This is a genomic window from Pedobacter sp. TM02, assembly GCF_059705275.1.
The window spans coordinates 1,811,097-1,826,592 of record NZ_AP046530.1; the positions used below are offsets into that span (position 1 = coordinate 1,811,097).

A 15,496-nucleotide genomic window follows, 5' to 3' on the forward strand; every position below is an offset into this window, starting at 1 on the left:
AAGGTGCCGATTCTTCGTTCGTCTTAACTTGAGGGTAGTGTAATTTCTATTTGCGTACCACTCAGCCTTTCTGAATGTATTCGCAACCTGCCATTGAGCAGGTTTACCCTGGCCGAAATGTTTTTCCAGCCTATGCCTTTAGATTGCTTGAGGCTTTTAGGGTCGAAGCCCTGACCATTATCCCTGATTGCAATGCTAAAACTTTGTACCTTATCCACTACATCGATTTCTATTTTGGTGGCTTGGGCATGTTTAACCATGTTATGGAGCACCTCTTGCACAATGCGGTAAATGCTGAGTTCGTTCTGTTTGCTAAAAGGGTAGTTTTTGATGTGGTTGGGTACTTTTAAGGTGGTTAGGGTACCGCCGGCACTGATTTTATCGCAAAGTTCTTCAATGGCATTGAAAAGCCCAAAATTAAGCTCTTCGGGTATCAGGTTGTGTGAGATATGCCTCACTTCGTCTATGGCGTGGTCTACCAATTGCGACGTACGGTCGGCAACCGCATTTTCGGGCTGTTGGTGCTGCAGGTTGGAAAGGTTCATTTTTACTACCGATAACATTTGTCCAATGCTATCGTGAAGGTCGCGCGCAATACGGATTCGCTCCTGTTGCTCGCCTTCAAAAAGGGCTTTGGTGGCTAGTTCCTGTTGTTGGTAAATTTCGTTCTGCAATTTGATTTTGTGGCGTTTGTATACCGAAAACCCTAACAAAGCCAAAACGGTAAATAAAAGCAAAAGGCCAATGAGAATCAGGTTGCGCTGCTTAATTTGCAGGGCTTTGTTGCGCAGTTCCAAGTGCTGGATCTGGTTTTGTTTTTTCAGGTATTTGATGTCTTGCTCCTTTTCCTTGGCGCTGAGCGTTTGGCTGATGAGTTGTTGGTGCTGACTGTTGATTTCGAGCTGGTTGATTTGCAGGGCCTGTTCTTTTTTGGCTAATTGCAGCGTCTGGTTACTGAGTTTGAGCAGGTCTATGCTCTTTTCTTTGTTAAGTAGGGTAATCTGTGCTTCTTTCTTCTCGGTTTCATACAAGGCGTTCAATTGATTAAGCTGTTGGCTTACCTTGAGGTTGGCATCTTTCTGATCATAGGTGTAATAAAGGTTTTTGTGGTCAAGGGCATTTTTAAAATCGCCTTTCAGCGAATCCAGGTTGGCCAAATGCGCATACAGATTGCTTAAGGCATAAGGGTAGGCGGCGCTGAGGTTTGCCTTTTTTACCAGTTCGAACCACTTATCGGCTTCCTCAAATTTTTTCAATTGCGCATAGGCATAACCAATATTGGCCTGCGATACGATGGTGGCAGATACGTCTTTGGTTTTTTCGGTATAATCCAACGATTTTTTGAGGTAAACAATGGCTTCTTCATAATGGCCAAGCCTTAGGTTAATACCCCCCAGATTGTTATAAACGGTATTGAGCCTGGCGCTTTCCAAAGGATAGTTGCGCAGTATTTCAAGGGCTTTTTCGGTAAATTTTTTCGCCTCCGGATAATTGGCTTCATCCAGGTAAACCAAGCCCAGGCCCGCATAGCCATTTCCGATTTCGATATTGTTTTTGGTTTGCTGCGCATAAGCTATAACCATTTGATAATGGCTTTTAGCCTTTTCATATTGTTTAAGTCGCCAATAGCTATTGCCCAAGTCTATGAGTATTTCGGTATAACGATACTTACTAGGCATCGCTTCGCTGGTTTTGAGTGCATCGAACAGGTAAGTTAGGGAAGCGTCGTAGTTGTTTCTGGCTTCGTTTAGCCGATAGAGAATAAGGTCGGTATTGATGAGGAGCTGCGCCAGTTTGGCCTGTGTGGCATAAATATCTCTTGCCTGTTTGTAGGCCTCGATAGCGTTTTCAGGCTGTCCCAAGTAGCCATAACATTGGGCTATGGCAAAATAGGCATTGCCATGGTTCATGGTATGTTTGGCCAAGCGCGAATGAACCGCCGATTGCTGAAAGAGACCGATCGCTCGGTTAAATTGTCTTTTTCGCAAGAAATAAATGCCTTTTAAATAGCAGGAGGTACCTCTGCCCATATGATTGTCGGCCTTGTTGGCCATCGTCATCAGCAAATCGGCATAGTGCCAAACTTTTAGCGAATCGTTATTGCCATAAGCGTAGGCATTGCCCAGTTCGGTTAGCGCATCTATTTTTTCGATGTCGGTTTTTGCTTTGGCCAGTTTGTCGTTGAGTTTGGCAATATCGCTTTCCTGCTGGGCCCTGGCGATTGAAAAACCTAAGCAAAGGCATGCTGTAAACAGAAGTTTATGGCAAAATGAGATGAAGGTTGAATGCCCTGGCATAACTTGTATTTTCGAACAATGAATTAAAAATTGATAAGCCCATTCTTAATGGCATACTTAACCAAACCTACCGTGCTGCGGCAGTTGCATTTTTCTAAGAGATGCTGCCGGTGGTTGTCTACTGTTTTTTTGCTGATGAACAGTTTGTCGGCTATTTCTTCGCTGGTATGTTCGTTGGTAATCAGCATCAAAATCTCTTTTTCGCGGGTACTGAGCTGTTTCAATTGTTCCTCCTGGCTTTTTTGTTTCTGGTATTGGTTGTAGATAATGGGCACTATATCCTGCGAGAAATAAGTGCCGTCGTTGGCAATGCGGTGCAGGGCCTGCAGGAGTTCGTTTTGGCCACTGTTTTTTAAAATATAGCCATCTGCTTCGGCATTAACAGCCTCTTTCACGGCCTGTGTATTGTTGTACATCGACAAAATAAGCACCTGGATATGCTGGAACTGGTTTTTGACCATTTTGCAGAGCTCGGTTCCGCTAAGCAGTGGCATGCTGATATCGGTAATGAGTATGTTGTACTGTTGGGGGTTGGCAACAATCAGTTCGAAAGCTGCTTGGCCGTTATTCGCTTCCCCGGCAATTACGTATTCGGGTTTATGTTGCAACATGCTTTTTAAGCCATCTATCACCATTTGGTGGTCGTCGGCAATTAAAATATTCAGGCTGGGATTGGTAGAATTCATGTAGAAAGGTTAATTGTAGCGTTCATGTCTTGGCAAAGGGACGTGCAAGGACAATCTAAAATAGAACAAAAAGCCGGAAAATCTAATTTCCGGCCATGTTGTTTTAGTTGTTTACTTTGATCTTTTCTAATTTTTTCCCCTTAAAGGCAAAGATGTATTCGCCATCGGCAGTAATATCGATGCCAGCCCCATAAACTGGACTTCCGCCTTTGCCTTTGGAGCTTACGCTGCCTTTGATGTCGCCATTGCTCAAGTCGACCCCGTAAATGATGTTTTTAGCGTTCTTTTGGTCGCGAAGAAAATAATTGTCGCCCAAATGGTAGAAATAGTCAACGCCGGATATTTTCTCGGTTGCGTAGTTTCTGTTGCCGTCGGCTTTTTTATAGCTAGCCAAACCCCTTTCAGAAAGTACCACCACATTGTCGCCAAAATCGATTACATCGGTAGCCTTACCCACTTTGGCATCATTGTGCTTTACATCAAAGAGTTGTTTGCCGGTTACGATGTCGTAGGCGTAAAACTCATCCCCATCGCCTACAAAAACGGTTTTGTCGTGGTCGATGATCATGTCGGTAATCCTTTTGTCGAAACGCTCGGAACGCCATACGGTTTGGCCAGTGGCGTCATCTAAAGAAAGGATGCCGTTTTTTTGCGCCATATAGTCGTAATACACATTGTATTCTATTTCAAGCCCTGAAGAAGTCCTGCGGTGTTTGATTTCCTGTACCTGTACTTTGCCACCCACTTGTACCATGATTCTGTTGCCGGTTTTATAGATGTTGGGCATGGAAAGCGCACCCGTAATCTTTTCCGATTGCCAAATCAGCTTGCCACTTTGCAAGTCGTGCTTTTCTACATATTTGGTTTTGTTGGCGCCGCCAAAAACAACCAGGTATACGGCATCATCTGTAAATATCGGATCGGCAAGCGTGCGATAAATAGCTTTTTGGCTGCCGCCAAACAAGGCATTTCCGCTTTTGCGCATATCGTTTTCGTAGGTTACCTCCCAAAGCTTTTTTCCGCTTGCCATGTCGTAGGTTTGCAGACCGTCTAGCCAAAAGTAAATACGGTTGCCTCTAACCTCAAGGTCTGCCACAGCTTTTCTGGTTACCAATTCCTTTTCTACCGTGCCCCTAAATTCGTTTTCCCAAAGGATTTCGCCATTGCTGGCATCAATTTTTACCAGTTGGTTTTTAAAGCCCGAAAACAAGGCGGCCAGTAAAGTTGGCTTGTAGTTGAACATGACGATGGTGTTGCTTGCTTTGTCATAGCGGTATTTGCCTACTGATCCGGTAAAGCGTTTGGTTTCCCATACTTTTTCACCGGTTTTAGCCTTTACCAAATTCAATGCGTCTTTTTGCGTAATCAAAAAGGCATCGAGTTCCGATAAGTATTTAACAGTTTCGATTTCGGTATCTTCATTGGCGTCTTTAGGCAAAAGGTTCTGGTAGTTTTCAGAATTCCAGAGTTCTTTGCCCGAAGCTACATCTATGACTGCAATACGGTCTTTGCCGAGCGATTTGCGGTCGAAGAGGAACAAATAGCCCCCATTTTCGTCGTGGATGAAATATTGAAATTCGCAGGAATTGGTTTTATTGGTGGTGATTTTTTTGTAATCGCCACTCCAAATTTCTTTGCCATCGGCATTCAGTACGGTGGCAGAATTGTCGTCTGTTCCCAAAATGTAGGTGCCGTTTTCGTTGGTCATGGCCAAGCGACTGGCCTTATTCGAAAATTCTGATTCCCATACGGTGTTAAAGTTGCCCGTTTTTTTTCCGGCTTTGCCACCGCCAACCAAACCGCCTAGTTTTTCTTTGAGTTTGCCGAACTGGGCATGCGATTGGAGCCCCAAAAGGGCCAAGAGTAAAAGTAAAGTGAGCTTTTTCATGGAGAAATAATTTGCTTAGTTTTCAATCCGTAAGGTGTGCCGGATTTTAATCAGTTGGTGTTTGTCTAATTTGATTGGGAAGTGGCAGGCGAGAATCTGGTTTGACAAAAAGTCGATGAAATCCGTTGGTGCCATCTCTTGTGCCACGACATAGAAAGAAACCGCTTTGCCCTTGTAGTTGATGCCCAGATCGATAGTAACCTGGCCCTGAAAGCCCGGGAATTTTCTTTGCAACTTGTTTTTGAACGATGGCTTGGCCAGAAGTCCGTTAATGGTCTTGGCAACTACCTGTTGTACCTCGCTTTCGGTTTGTGGCTTTGGCGTTTGTCCAGGCAGGCCACTTAAATTTGAACCAAGGCCTAACAAGACCAGGAATAAACGCAACATGGTTTCAGGCAAAATCAGTAGGCGAATTTGATTTTAAAAGACTTGAGCTTGAAGCGTTTATTGGCTGCGTCGAAACCTTGTGTATAGCTTTGCTTTATGTCTATGTCGCTCACCGTCATTGTGGCGTTATGGCCGTCATTGGCATCTACGGTAAAGGTGCCGTTCATGGCAGAGTACGAGTAAATGGTGCCGTCTTGGAAAATATTGATCCCGATAATGGGGGTTGTTCCTGCAACGACATTGGTTTTAACGCCTACAGCCGGCAAGCCCGAAAGCATATTGATGCCGATGCCATACTTGTTAAAAATGCCGTCTTTTTCTATCGATTGGATCGTCACTTGCGCATAGCCATTGGTAATGGTAGGCAATACCTTTTCGATGGTAAAAGATTTGACGGTTATGGTTTTATCGTCGTATTTAGCCGTATTGTTGGCGTTGTCAACAATTTGAATGTTGCCTTCGGTAGGCGTTCCAGAAGTAGTGGGTTCTTCTGTTTTCGGGGTTTCTGGAGCAGGTTCTTCGGTGCTCTTTTTGCAGGCAAACAGGCCCAAGCTTAGCAAGCAAATGAGTAATAAGGTCTTTTTCATGGCTTTCTTATTTAATGGTCCCGCTAAATGCTCCATTTTCGGCCCATGCTTCCTTGCCGTTGGCATTGATGGCTACAAAGTAAAAAGTGCCTTCTATTTTGCTGCCATCGAGCTTGGTGATGTTCAATTCGCCGCCACCTTTGGTGGTATTGTTGTAGGCATCGGTTTTATAGTTCAATGCGCCATCGGCAGGTTTGGTATAATCTTTTGAAAAGGTAATGCCGCCGTTACTCGAGTCGTTGTAAACGAAAGTAATCTTACCAGTTGTGGTAATTTTTCGAGGCACGATGATATTGATGGATTCGTTGCTGCCATCTTTAATGGCCGAAATGGCAAAAGTGGTAATACCCGCTACGGTAGTTTGGGTAATGCCCGCCTTAGTAGAACTGAATTTGCCCGATGCAGTGCCGTCTACGCCATAATTGTTTGCAGTTAAGGTTGCCGAGCCACCGGTAGTTGCAGGTTCTTCAGGGCTGTCTGTATTTTTTTTGCAGGCTCCAAAAAATAGCATGGATACAGCCATCATCAAGTAGAAATAATTTTTCATAAAAATTGGATTTAAAAAGTGGTTAATAATTTTAAATCAAATTTCTAAAATGCTGTTACCGTGTACAATAGGGTCGAATACCATAAACTATGGGTATAAATACCTATTTCGTAAACCCCACGTTCCAGCTTGGATGTTTTTTGAAGAAAAGCAGCGATATAAGTTGCGTTTTGGAAGGCAGTACCTGAGCTAATTTCCTTTTGTCATATATTCTTTATAATCTATAAGTTAATTTTTTTTCCATAATGCCTATATTAGGCACCTCAATACCTGCTTTATGCAGCGATTGGTTCCTATCTATGAAAAATTTATTGACTATGACAAAAATCGTTGGGCAAACCAAGCCCAAAAGCGTAGCCCTGCTCGCACTTGCCTTTCCTTTGCTGATTGGCTCCTTATCCGTTTCGGCAATTACGCCAGCTAACTTGGTAAAGCAACAACCTGCCCAAAAAACACAGGTAGTTAGTGCAAGACAGCTCAACCCTACGACCATCGAATTGTTGCTTGCCGACCAGCAGCGCCTAACCTTCGATTTTTATGGCGAAAGCATTTTTAGGCTTTTTCAAGACAATAATGATGGCTTCCTCAGGGATCCGGAAGCTAAACCCGAAGCTAAAATTTTGGTCGAAAACCCGCGCAGACCGATTGCAGGACTTAAGCTTAGCGATCAGAATGGACAGATCATCATCTCTACAGCAAAAATTACCATTCAAATAGCCAAAAGTACAGGTCTTTTTAAGGTGATTAATCAGGCTACCCAAGCAGTTGCCCTAGAGCAATCGGCGCCTATCAATTTCGAAAAAGGGAAAGTTACGCTTGCGCTTAAAGAAGGTGCCCAAGAGTATTTTTATGGTGGCGGGGTACAAAACGGCCGTTTTTCGCATAAAAGCAAAGCCATTGCCATTGAAAACCAAAACAGCTGGACAGATGGTGGCGTAGCCTCACCAACGCCATATTATTGGTCTACCAACGGCTATGCCTTGCTATGGCATACTTTTAAAAAAGGAAGGTACGATTTTGGCGCCAAGGAAAAAGGACAGGTTAAAATAGCCCACGATACCGATTACCTGGATGTATTTTTAATGGTAGATGACGGTGCCGTAGCGCTTTTAAATGATTTTTATCAATTGACCGGCAATCCGGTGCTTTTGCCAAAATTCGGCTTTTACCAAGGCCACTTGAATGCCTACAACCGCGACTTTTGGAAAGAAGACGAAAAAGGCATCTTGTTTGAAGATGGCAAACGCTACAAAGAAAGCCAAAAAGACAACGGAGGCATCAAAGAATCACTGAATGGCGAAAAGAACAACTACCAGTTTTCGGCCCGCGGGGTTATAGACCGCTATAAAAACAACGATATGCCTTTGGGTTGGATATTGCCTAACGATGGCTATGGTGCCGGCTACGGACAAACGGAAACGTTGGACGGCAATATTCAAAACCTCAAAAACCTGGGCGACTATGCCCGTAAAAACGGCGTAGAGATTGGCCTATGGACACAGTCGGACCTTCACCCGAAATCAACAATCAGCGCGCTTTTACAAAGGGATATTATTAAAGAGGTGAGGGATGCCGGAGTTCGCGTGTTGAAAACAGATGTAGCTTGGGTAGGTGCGGGCTATTCGTTTGGTTTAAACGGCGTGGCCGATGTAGGGCAGATCATGCCTTATTACGGCAATAACAGCAGGCCTTTTATCATTTCGCTTGATGGCTGGGCAGGTACGCAACGTTATGCGGGCGTATGGTCTGGCGACCAAACCGGGGGCGTTTGGGAATACATCCGTTTCCATATACCAACCTATTTGGGTTCGGGCTTGTCTGGACAGCCTAATATTACCTCGGATATGGATGGTATTTTTGGTGGCAAAAACCCAATTGTGAATACCAGAGACTTCCAATGGAAAACGTTTACCCCGATGGAATTGAACATGGATGGCTGGGGCGCTAATGAGAAATATCCACATGCACTGGGCGAGCCTGTGGCTTCTATCAACCGTAACTACCTGAAGTTGAAGTCGGAGTTGATTCCCTATACCTACAGCATTGCCAAAGAGGCATTAACAGGTATGCCGATCATGAGGGCCATGTTTCTCGATTATCCTAATGCCTACACCAAGGGTTCGGCAACACAATACCAGTTTATGTACGGCCCTTATTTTTTGGTGGCACCGATTTATCAGGCTACCAAATCAGACGATAAAGGCAATGACGTTCGTCATGGTATTTATTTGCCAGCAGGTGTTTGGATCGATTATTTTACCGGTGAAAAATATACCGGCAACTGCATTTTGAACAGCTTTGACGCACCAATCTGGAAACTGCCCGTATTTGTAAAAAACGGAGCCATTATTCCGATGGCCAACCCAAACAATAACGTTGCAGGCATTAACAAAAACCTGCGTATTTACGAACTCTATCCTTTTGGCAAGAGTTCGTTTACCGAATATGATGACGATGGCGCTACAGAAGCCTACAAACTGGGCAAAGGTACTTCGAGCCTGATCGAAACCGAACTCGACAAAAACAACAAGGTAACTGTTACCATCCACCCGACACAAGGCAGTTTTGATGGTTTTGTGAAGGAGAAAGCCACTGAATTTAAAATTAACGTTACAGCTAAGCCCAAAAAGCTGATGGCTAAAGTTGGAAACAGCAAGCTAAGGCTTACCGAAGCACGTTCGATGGAAGATTTCCTGAAACAAGATAACGTGTATTTTTATGACGCACAGCCAAACCTGAACCGTTTTGCCACCAAGGGAAGCGAATTTGAAAAAGTGGTGATGGCTAAGAACCCGCAACTGCTGGTTAAACTGGCCGCTACCGATATCACAGCAAACGCAATTGAACTAAGCGTTGAAGGTTTTAGTTTCGAACCAGCCAATCAACAGCTGGTATCTTCGGGCAAGCTCAACGCGCCAAACAATGCTCAGGTGAGCGAGCAAAATAGAGAAGCTTATACCTTACAGCCTTCATGGAAGCCTGTAACAGGTGCCGATTTTTACGAGATAGACTTTAATGATATGCACTATACGCATATCAAAGACACTACTTTCTTGTTTGATGGCTTGGTGCCAGAAACCGCTTATACCTTTAAGTTAAGGGCTGTAAATAAAGATGGGGCTTCTGAATGGACCACCTTGAGTGCCAAAACCAAAACCAATCCGTTAGAGTTTGCCATTAAGGGCATAGTAGCCGAAACCACTGCCGAAAATCAGGATGGGGAAGGCATCGATAAATTGTTCGACTTTGACGAAGGTAACATGTGGCACACCAAATGGGGTGCTAAGGCTGTTCCTTTCGATATGATTATCGACCTGAAATCGATTAACCAGCTTGAAAAATTCCATTACCTGCCACGTACGGGCAGAGGAAACGGCATATTGCTGAAAGGCAAGGTCTTTTACAGCACCAACAAAGAGAACTGGACAGCAGCAGGCGATTTTGAATGGAAAAACGTGGGCGATTTGAAGGTGTTCAATTTTGCGGGCCATCCATCCGCGCGTTACATCAAAATAGCCGTGACCGATGGCGTTGGGGGCTTTGGCTCGGGCCGAGAACTTTATGTGTTTAAAGTGCCTGGTACCGAAAGCTATTTGCCTGGCGATATCAACAACGACCGTTTGATCGATAAAAACGACCTGACTTCTTACATCAACTACACGGGCTTGAGAAAAGGGGATGCCGATTTTGAAGGCTACATCAGCAATGGCGATATCGATAAGAACAGTTTGATCGATGCTTACGACATCTCGGTAGTCGCTACGCAACTTGAAGGTGGCGTGGCCGATAGCAAGCTAGACAAAGTAGCAGGTAAACTTCTATTAACCAGCAATAAGCCAAGCTACAACAAAGACGAAATCGTTGAGGTCAAAGTTAAAGGGGTAGATCTTAAATCGGTAAATGCCCTTAGCTTTGCTTTGCCATACAATGCACAGGATTATGAGTTTGTAGGCGTACAAAGCCTCAATACCAAGCAGATGGATAATTTAACCAACGATCGCCTGCATACCAACGGCGAAAAGGTGCTGTATCCAACCTTTGTAAATGTGGGCAACAAGGAAAGCCTAAATGGTAGCGCGGATTTGTTTATCCTGAAACTCAAAGCCAAACGCAAGGTAAAATTTGAGTTGAAAGCACTTGATGGCGTATTGGTTGATCAAAAACTGAATACGGTTAAATTCTAGTTTTTATAGCCGATCACCACAAGGCCTCCAAATTTTTTGGAGGCCTTGTGGTTTTTATGGACCATATTTTTTAAACTCTTGATGGCTTGGCTTGTTGTGGCACAGTTAACAGGCAGTTATGGAACTGGAAAGAGAATTACTTGTTGCATGAATTGACCAAAGGCGACAGCAACTTGGATGTTAAAAACGAAAAAGGCTTTACGGCAATGATGCTGGCCACAATGAAAGGCCATTTAGCCTTTATTGGTCAAGCTATTGCGGCTAAAAGGTGCAAGTGCCAATTCTTACAATCATAGCGGTTTAAGGGCCATAGATTTGGTAAAAGAGTTGGACAATAAAGCCATGATACGGTTGTTGAAGACATAAGCAATGGCAATTCATGTATTTATGCTAATTTTGCGGCATTAGTTTAAACCATGCAGGAAATCATTTTTACAAGTATTGGCTGGCTCGGCGTAGTACTTTGCACCATAGGCTATCTGCTGTTGAGTATGGGTATTATCCAAGCCGAATCGGTAAGTTTCCAATTGTTCAATATATTGGGGGCGCTATGTTTGGTAACCATTGCCCTTCACAGCAATGACCTGCCTAATGCCGTTGCCAATTTGTTATGGATGTTTATTGGACTATATGCCTTGAGGCGCTGGCTCAAAAACCAGCAGGCGTCCAAAAAAACTAAGCGGTAATTCCCAATAGCTCAAAAGCTTTTTGCTTATAGCTTTCAAGCCTTAAGGCATAGGCATTTTTATCTGTTTCCATAGAGAGGTAGAAATAAGCACCGTCCAGGATCACGAAAATAAAATCGGCCGTTATTTTTGGCGCTGGCACCTGTATTTCTTGCCTCGCGTTGCATTGGCTGATCATATCGGCCAAGGCTAGCCGCAACGAATCGAGGATGGTTTTGTATTTCGCCTTGATTTTTTTTTCCCTGAAGGCCAAGGCATAAAAAGTATAGAATAACCCGTCATCAAATAGTGTATTCCATTTCTTCGAAAACAGGAGTTCGATGGTTTGTTTCAAATCTTCCTTGGTAATGCCGTCTTTGCTTTTGATACTGTAAATCAGTAGGTACCGGTCTAAAATATAGTCGATCAAGGCATAGGTGAGGTCTTCCTTGGTTTCAAAATAATGGATAATCAAGCTTGGATTGATATCCATTACCTTAGCAATTTTCGCAATAGATGTATTTTCGTAGCCTTCCTTTTTGGCAACCTTATAAAACATCTTTATAATTTCTAGCTGCCTGATTTCTTTTAGGCTTTTTCTTCCCATTTTTTTTAGTTCAAAATGCAATTTAGCTTAAAAATCTGGTGTTGCGAATTTTTCACATTTGTTAAGTTGTTCTATTTTTTTGCAAGCACATCCTGTTTTTATTTACAGAGTTATCTCTCTTTTTAGTTTGTAGATAATCGTTCTAGTCTGTTTTAAGCAAGTTTTTTTAGGTTGATTGGTAGCGCTTAAAGATATGAAATACTGTGTGTTGAGTGTTAGTATTTAATTAAATATAAATTGAATGAATGTTCAATTTATTTATTTAGATTTAACTTGAAGGTAATATTCAGAGGAGAGATTTGCCCAGTCTTTACTCGGCTTAGCAACTAGAACTTTAAAACTTAACAAACAAATTGACTATGAAGAACAAATTACTTATGATTTGCCTGATGCTCTTTGCATTAAACGGCTTCGCGCAACGTATCGTCTTGAAAGGGGAGGTGACCGATGCCGAAACCAAAGGCCCCATACCGTCTGTCAACATTAGTGTAAAAGGCAGTAGCCAGCATACAGCCACCGATAGCAACGGAAAATATATTTTGAACGACGTACCCTCAAATGCAGTTTTGATTTTTACTTACATTGGCTACAAACAAGTAGCGATTGACCTCAATGGCAAAACTCAACTCAACATTGTCTTAGAACCCGACCACGGTAAATTAGATGAAGTAGTGGTAGTTGGTTTTGGCACCAAGAAAAAAATCAATATTGCCGGTGCAATAGACCAGATTTCGGGCAAGGAGCTCGAGTCAAGACCTGCGGTCAACGTATTGCAAGGGCTACAGGGCTTAAGTCCAGGGCTTAACATCCGTTATGGCGGCGGTGCTCCGGGTTCAATTCCGGCGGTTAACATCAGGGGCTATACATCGATTAACGGGGGCTCGCCATTGGTGGTTATCGATGGTATTCCGGCAACTAGCTATGACGACCTGTTGCGCTTAAATCCATCAGACATTTCATCATTTACCGTGCTTCGCGATGCGGCTTCAGCCGCTATTTACGGAGCCAGGGCGGCCTTTGGGGTTATTCTCGTTACCACCAAACAAGGCGTAGCAGGTAGGCAGAGCATCAGTTATAACGCATTTGTATCGTGGGGAAAACCTACGGTATTGCCAAAACCAGTAACCGACCCTTATATCTTTTCGAGGGTGCTGGAAACCTCTACCGATAATACACCATGGGATTATGTGAACTTTTCTGACGAATATTATAAATGGGCAAGAGAACGCTCCGATAATCCTTCTATTCCCGATACCAGGCTAGACCCGGCCGACCCCACCAAATGGGCCTACATGGGCAGCAACGATTGGTACGGTTATTTTTTCAACAATTCGAGCATATCGCAAAACCATACGTTGTCGTTTTCGGGCGGGGCAAGCCTAAACGATAAGCCTTTAACCTATTACCTTTCTGCCGATTATGGAAGAGACAACGGCTTGAACAAACTGGCTCCTGATTATTGGGACCGCTATACCTTGAGGTCGAGATTGGGCTTTGCACCTTTAAGCTGGTTAAAGTTGGACAACAATTTGAGTATTTACGAAACCAAACGGGCCTTGCCTAATACCAGCCTTACCGATTTATATTACCTTAAACCTACCGATGTAGCCGTAAATCCTGACGGAACTTGGGCCAATACCGATGCCGGCAGGTTGGCCGCCAAGCTGGTAGATGGTGGCAATAACCTGCAAAACATGTTTGGCTTTCAGAACATTGCCAGTGCAACCGCTACTTTTTTAAAGGGCGATTTAACCGTAAACGCGGATGCATCTTTTAAAAGGGAGCTATGGAAATACCATAACGACTCTAAAAAATACAAAATAGGCTATGGGCCAAAAGATATCAGAGAGGAAGGTGGCAATGGCTTTGTGAGCGAAAACAACGGCTACCTTTATAATAACGCCTATAATTTGTATGCCACCTACAGAAAAACGCTTGGCGACCATGCCTTGAGTGCCATGGTGGGCTTTAACAGCGAAGACTATAATTATTCGACGGTAAATGCCCAACGCGACTTGTTGCTTTCGTCTTCATTGCCTTATTTGGGCTTAACCTCTGGCGAGGCAAAAATTGGGGCCACCTATAGTGCTTATGCCACACAAAGCGTTTTTGGGAGGCTTAACTATACCTTCAAAGACCGTTACATTTTAGAAGGAACAGGTCGCTACGATGGTTCGTCGAGATTTCCTTCTAAAAGCCGTTGGGGCTTTTTTCCATCGGGGTCGTTCGCCTGGATAGCCAGTTCTGAAGACTTTTTGAAGCCTTTGGAACCCGTACTTTCTACCTTTAAGCTACGCACCTCTTATGGTGACCTGGGCAACCAGAATGTAGGCGATTTTGCCTATATTCAAACCCTGCCAACAGGCACTTCGAGCTATTTGATTGACGGCACGCAACGTCAAGTAATTACAGGCTCGCCAAAATTGCTTATCGACCCGAACAATTATACTTGGGAGCGTGTATCAACCCTAAACATGGGTACAGATATCGGTTTGTTCAACAATAAGTTTTTGTTGACATTCGATTACTATAGCCGCGATACCAAGGGCATGTTGACCAACGGACAGGAGTTGCCTGCCGTGCTTGGCACTACCGTGCCTTCGCAAAATGCAGCCGATTTACGAACAAAAGGCTGGGAGCTATCGGTTACCTACAGAGACAAGTTCGATTTGGGTAGCCAGCCATTCAATTTCTCCGCAAAAGTATTCTTGGCCGATTCGAAGTCTAAAATCACCAAATTTAAAAACGAACAAAACCTATTCTCTTCATACCGAGTGGGCCAAAATATTGGCGAGATCTGGGGACTGGAGAATGATGGCTTCTTTCAGAATGCAGCCGAAATCAAAGCGCTTGATCAAAGTGCCATTGTGCCTTGGGGAGCCTTGTCTGTAGTACCGGGCTGGCCAAAATACAAAGATTTAGATGGCAATGGCAAAATAGAGCGTGGCTTAAGCGCCAATAATCCCAAAGACCTGAAGATCATTGGCAATAGTGCCGATCGCTATAGCATTGGTGCCAATTTGAACATGGATTGGAATGGATTTGATTTGGGCATCTTTTTGCAAGGTGTATTGAAACGCGATTTTTATCCGCACCACTACTTGTTTTGGGGGCCTTATCAGCAACCTTATGCCAATGTTTATCCTTGGAACTTGGATTTTTATAGGGCAACTGCCGATTCTCCGGCCCAAAGGGCAAAACATTCTGCATCTTACCTGGCTGCTGGCTTGGCCGATGCCAATCCGAATGCCTATTATCCGGTATTACAGTCGTGGTTGGCCGATGCAAACTATGGTGCGGGTTTAGATATTCCGCAAAGCAAATACCTGTTAAATGGTGCTTACCTGCGCATCAAGAACATCACGCTGGGTTATACCTTGCCAGCGAAGCTGAGCCGCCGCATCAGGGCCAGCCGCCTAAGGTTTTTTGCTTCGCTGGATAATGTTTACGAATTCTCGTCTATCAAAAAATATGTAGATCCAGAAGCCATTAACCAAAGTTCGAGTGCTTGGGCCTATCCGTACCAGAGAAAATATGCATTTGGCTTGAACCTAGATTTCTAATCACTTAACCTGTAGGGGTGAAACAGCTAGGCTTTTGCAGCCTAAACCTCATAAGCGTTTCATCGCTACCCCAAAACCCTAATAA

10 protein-coding genes are annotated in these 15,496 nt (G+C 43.9%); 3 read left to right on the plus strand and 7 right to left on the minus strand.

All coding sequences use genetic code 11. The features are described from left to right. Positions 1–23: 23 nt before the first annotated feature. The 6 genes from AC6H1S_RS07675 to AC6H1S_RS07700 all read right to left on the minus strand — a co-directional run bounded on the left by AC6H1S_RS07675 (position 24) and on the right by AC6H1S_RS07700 (position 6,392). On the minus strand, positions 24–2,297 hold the full coding sequence (locus AC6H1S_RS07675; protein WP_497565757.1) for a tetratricopeptide repeat-containing sensor histidine kinase: 2,274 nt from the start codon (positions 2,295–2,297) through the stop codon (positions 24–26). Positions 2,298–2,320: 23 nt separating this feature from the next. Further along, on the minus strand, positions 2,321–2,983 hold the full coding sequence (locus tag AC6H1S_RS07680; RefSeq protein ID WP_199141236.1) for a response regulator transcription factor: 663 nt from the start codon (positions 2,981–2,983) through the stop codon (positions 2,321–2,323). Positions 2,984–3,086: 103 nt separating this feature from the next. Further along, positions 3,087–4,871, minus strand: coding sequence for an outer membrane protein assembly factor BamB family protein (locus tag AC6H1S_RS07685; protein WP_199141237.1), 1,785 nt, complete (start codon positions 4,869–4,871; stop codon positions 3,087–3,089). A 15-nt stretch (positions 4,872–4,886) separates the two neighbouring features. Further along, complete coding sequence (locus AC6H1S_RS07690; RefSeq protein ID WP_497565758.1) at positions 4,887–5,258, minus strand: hypothetical protein; 372 nt, start codon at positions 5,256–5,258, stop codon at positions 4,887–4,889. A gap of 14 nt (positions 5,259–5,272) precedes the next feature. Continuing rightward, a complete protein-coding gene (locus AC6H1S_RS07695) occupies positions 5,273–5,845 on the minus strand; it encodes a hypothetical protein (protein ID WP_497565759.1) in 573 nt (190 codons plus the stop codon). A 7-nt stretch (positions 5,846–5,852) separates the two neighbouring features. After that, positions 5,853–6,392, minus strand: coding sequence for a hypothetical protein (locus AC6H1S_RS07700; protein WP_497565760.1), 540 nt, complete (start codon positions 6,390–6,392; stop codon positions 5,853–5,855). Positions 6,393–6,709: 317 nt separating this feature from the next. On the opposite strand from AC6H1S_RS07700, the gene AC6H1S_RS07705 reads away from it, so the two are divergent. Both AC6H1S_RS07705 and AC6H1S_RS07710 read left to right on the plus strand, forming a co-directional pair. Further along, positions 6,710–10,576: a TIM-barrel domain-containing protein gene (locus tag AC6H1S_RS07705; RefSeq protein ID WP_497565761.1), complete on the plus strand. Its 3,867-nt coding sequence runs from the start codon at positions 6,710–6,712 to the stop codon at positions 10,574–10,576. Between the two features lie 416 nt (positions 10,577–10,992). Then, complete coding sequence (locus tag AC6H1S_RS07710) at positions 10,993–11,262, plus strand: CBU_0592 family membrane protein (RefSeq protein WP_199141242.1); 270 nt, start codon at positions 10,993–10,995, stop codon at positions 11,260–11,262. On the opposite strand, the gene AC6H1S_RS07715 is transcribed toward AC6H1S_RS07710, so the two are convergent. Further along, positions 11,252–11,848, minus strand: a complete 597-nt coding sequence (locus tag AC6H1S_RS07715; protein WP_497565762.1) for a TetR family transcriptional regulator — start codon at positions 11,846–11,848, stop codon at positions 11,252–11,254. The two genes, AC6H1S_RS07710 and AC6H1S_RS07715, sit on opposite strands and share 11 nt — an antisense overlap. A 359-nt stretch (positions 11,849–12,207) precedes the next feature. Between AC6H1S_RS07715 and AC6H1S_RS07720 the strand changes: the two genes are divergently transcribed. After that, positions 12,208–15,411 carry a SusC/RagA family TonB-linked outer membrane protein gene (locus AC6H1S_RS07720; RefSeq protein ID WP_497565763.1) on the plus strand — a complete coding sequence of 1,068 codons (3,204 nt, stop codon included), beginning with the start codon at positions 12,208–12,210 and terminating at the stop codon, positions 15,409–15,411. The last annotated feature ends 85 nt before the right edge of the window (positions 15,412–15,496 follow it).

What these genes read in the sequence shown, in the direction of transcription:
- AC6H1S_RS07675 (WP_497565757.1), bottom strand. Translation starts at nt 2,297, where the DNA reads ATGCCAGGGCATTCAACCTTCATCTCATTTTGCCATAAACTTCTGTTT.
- AC6H1S_RS07680 (WP_199141236.1), bottom strand. Translation starts at nt 2,983, where the DNA reads ATGAATTCTACCAATCCCAGCCTGAATATTTTAATTGCCGACGACCAC.
- AC6H1S_RS07685 (WP_199141237.1), bottom strand. Translation starts at nt 4,871, where the DNA reads ATGAAAAAGCTCACTTTACTTTTACTCTTGGCCCTTTTGGGGCTCCAA.
- AC6H1S_RS07690 (WP_497565758.1), bottom strand. Translation starts at nt 5,258, where the DNA reads ATGTTGCGTTTATTCCTGGTCTTGTTAGGCCTTGGTTCAAATTTAAGT.
- AC6H1S_RS07695 (WP_497565759.1), bottom strand. Translation starts at nt 5,845, where the DNA reads ATGAAAAAGACCTTATTACTCATTTGCTTGCTAAGCTTGGGCCTGTTT.
- AC6H1S_RS07700 (WP_497565760.1), bottom strand. Translation starts at nt 6,392, where the DNA reads ATGAAAAATTATTTCTACTTGATGATGGCTGTATCCATGCTATTTTTT.
- AC6H1S_RS07705 (WP_497565761.1), top strand. Translation starts at nt 6,710, where the DNA reads ATGACAAAAATCGTTGGGCAAACCAAGCCCAAAAGCGTAGCCCTGCTC.
- AC6H1S_RS07710 (WP_199141242.1), top strand. Translation starts at nt 10,993, where the DNA reads ATGCAGGAAATCATTTTTACAAGTATTGGCTGGCTCGGCGTAGTACTT.
- AC6H1S_RS07715 (WP_497565762.1), bottom strand. Translation starts at nt 11,848, where the DNA reads ATGGGAAGAAAAAGCCTAAAAGAAATCAGGCAGCTAGAAATTATAAAG.
- AC6H1S_RS07720 (WP_497565763.1), top strand. Translation starts at nt 12,208, where the DNA reads ATGAAGAACAAATTACTTATGATTTGCCTGATGCTCTTTGCATTAAAC.